1 protein-coding gene is annotated in these 2,787 nt (G+C 73.7%); it reads right to left on the bottom strand.

The annotated features are described in order from the left end of the window. Positions 1 to 38: 38 nt before the first annotated feature. Positions 39 to 2,787: SpoIIE family protein phosphatase (locus EEJ42_RS32680; RefSeq protein WP_425473000.1), on the bottom strand; the 2,749-nt coding region annotated here is incomplete at its 5' end.

Genomic DNA, 2,787 nt, shown 5'->3' with positions numbered 1-2,787 from the left:
GCCCGCGCACCGCGCGGGCGGGCCTCGCGTCGTACCGCCTACGCCCTCGGCTTGCCGTTCTTGGGCAGCGGCAGCGTCTGTTCCGTCCAGATGACCTTGCCCTCCGCCGTGTACCGGGTGCCCCACCGGTCGGCGAACTGCGAGACCAGGAACAGCCCGCGGCCGCCCTCGTCCGTCGTCGCCGCGTACCGCAGATGCGGTGAGGTGCTGCTGGTGTCGGACACCTCGCAGATCAGGCTGCGGTCGCACAGCAGCCGCACCCGGATCGGGCCGGTGGCGTAGCGGATCGCGTTGGTGATCAGCTCGCTGAGGATCAGCTCGGTCGTGAACGCCACGTCCCCCAGCTCCCACTCCGCGAGCTTGCCCGCCACCGCCGCCCGCATCTCGGAGACCTGGGCCGGTTCGGACGGCACCTCCCAGTCGGCGATCCGCTCCGGCTCCAGCACCCTCGTACGGGCGACGATCAGCGCGACGTCATCGCTGGGGCGCTCCGGCAGTAACGCGCCCAGCACCGCCGTACAGGTCTCCTCCGGGGTGCGCCCGGGGTGGGCCAGGGCGTCGCCCAGCATCTCCAGGCCCGTCTCGATGTCCCGGTCGCGCTTCTCGATCAGCCCGTCCGTGTACAGCACCAGATGGCTGCCCTCGGGCAGCTCCAGCTCGGACGTCTCGAACGGCAGCCCGCCCAGGCCCAGCGGCGGGCCCACGGGCAGGTCCTTCAGGAGCTCCACCGTGCCGTCCGGGCTCACCACCGCGGGCGGCGGATGACCGGCCCGGGCCATGGTGCAGCGCCGCGTCACCGGGTCGTAGATCGCGTACAGACAGGTGGCCCCGATGATCACCTCACCGCCGCCGTCGCCGTCCGCCACGGCGCTGTGGCCCTCGTCCTGGTCGATGCGGGCGATCAGATCGTCCAGATGGGACAGGATCTCGTCCGGTGGCAGATCGAGGGTGGAGAAGTTGTGCACCGCGGTCCGCAGCCGCCCCATCGTCGCCGCCGCGTGCAGCCCGTGCCCGACGACGTCGCCCACCACCAGCGCCACCCGCGCGCCCGGCAGCGGAATGACGTCGAACCAGTCGCCGCCGACGCCCGATTCGGCGGGCAGATAGCGGTACGCCACGTCCAGCGCGTTCTGCTCGGGCAGCACCCGCGGCAGCAGGCTGCGCTGGAGCGTCACCGCCATGGTGTGCTCGCGGGTGTAGCGCCGGGCGTTGTCGATGCTGACGGCCGCCCGGGTGACCAGCTCCTCGGCGAGCGAGACGTCGTCCTCCTCGAACGGCTCGGGCTTCTCCGCGCGCATGAAACTGGCCACGCCCAGCACCACGCCCCGGGCCCGCAGCGGGACCGTGATCATCGAGTGGATGCCACAGTCGACGATCTTCCGGGCCTGGTCGGGATCCTGCTCCTGCCAGCCCCCGTGGTCGCTCAGCACCGGCACGACCGTGACGATGCCGGTGCGGAACCCGCGGGCCTGGGGCGCGTTCGGGGTGAAGCGGATCAGCTTGCCGAGCGGGTAGAGCGGCACGTCGTCGCGGATGCCGCTGAGCGCCGTACGCCGCAGGGGCGTGGGGCGGCCGTCCGCGCTCCCCCCGCCGCCCGTCGTACCGGCGGCGCCCTCCTGGGGCTCCTCGCCGCGCAGCACCGAGTCCGCGAGGTCGACGGAGACGTAGTCGGCGAACCGGGCCACCGCGTACTCCGCCAGCTCCTGCGCGGTGCGCACCACGTCCAGCGTGGTGCCGATGGACACGCCCGCGTCGTACAGCAGCTTCAGGCGGTTGCGCGCCAGGTCGACCTTGCCGGTCAGCGCGCGCAGCTCGGTGGTGTCGCGCAGGGTCGCGACGCTGCCGGGCGGGCCGCCGTTGCGGTCGGTGGGGCGGTGGCTGACCGACAGCAGCCGCTCCCCGGCCGTGTGCACCTCGTCGGTCGCCGGGCGCCCGGAGACCAGCAGCTCGGCCGTGTGCGGGTCGAAGCCCAGCTCGGCGACGAGGCGGCCCTCCGCGTCCGGGGGCAGGGCGAAGAGGCGGCGCGCCTCGTCGTTGGCCAGCACCAGGCGGCCGTCGCCGCTGACGATCAGCACGCCCTCGCGCACGGCGTGCAGCACCGCGTCGTGGTGCTCGTACATGCGCGTCATCTCGGCCGGGTCCAGGCCGTGGGTCTGGCGCCGCAGCCGCCCGGTGACCAGCGCCGTCCCCACCGTGGCCAGCGCGAGCGCGGCCGCGGCGGCGAAGAACATCAGCGGCAGCTGGTGGTTGGCCGCGCCGCTCACCTTCTTGATCGTGATCCCGGCCGAGACCAGGCCCACGACCTTCCCGCGCTGGTCGAGGACGGGGACGACGGACCGCACGGACAGGCCGAGCGTGCCGGTGAAGGTCTCGGTGACCGTCCGGCCCTTCACGGCGGCGTCGATGCTGCCCATGAAGTGCTTACCGATCCGGTTCTCATTGGGGTGGGTGTAGCGGATCCCGTGCGGCGACATGGCCACGACGAAGTCGACGCCCGAACCCTTGCGGGCCCGCTCGGCGAGCGGCTGGAGCGCGGCGGTCGGATCGGCGCCCCGCATCGCGGCGGCCGTGCCCGGGGCGTTCGCGAAGCTCTCGGCGACGGCCATCGAGCGGTTGCGGGCCTCGCGCTCGCTGTCGTACCGGGACTGGAGGACGAGCGCCGCCACGGCGGCGACGACGAGCAGCAGCACGACGCCCACTTGGAGAACGAAGACCTGGCCCGCGACCGTACGCACGCCGCGCGGCGGGCGACGGCGCGGCCGACCGCCCCGGCGGCCCCGGCGGGGG

Source organism: Streptomyces botrytidirepellens, from assembly GCF_003721215.1.
GTDB classification, from domain to species: domain Bacteria; phylum Actinomycetota; class Actinomycetes; order Streptomycetales; family Streptomycetaceae; genus Streptomyces; species Streptomyces himastatinicus.
Note: the sequence above shows the minus strand (reverse complement) of the source record. Positions and strands in the feature narration are given on the sequence as shown.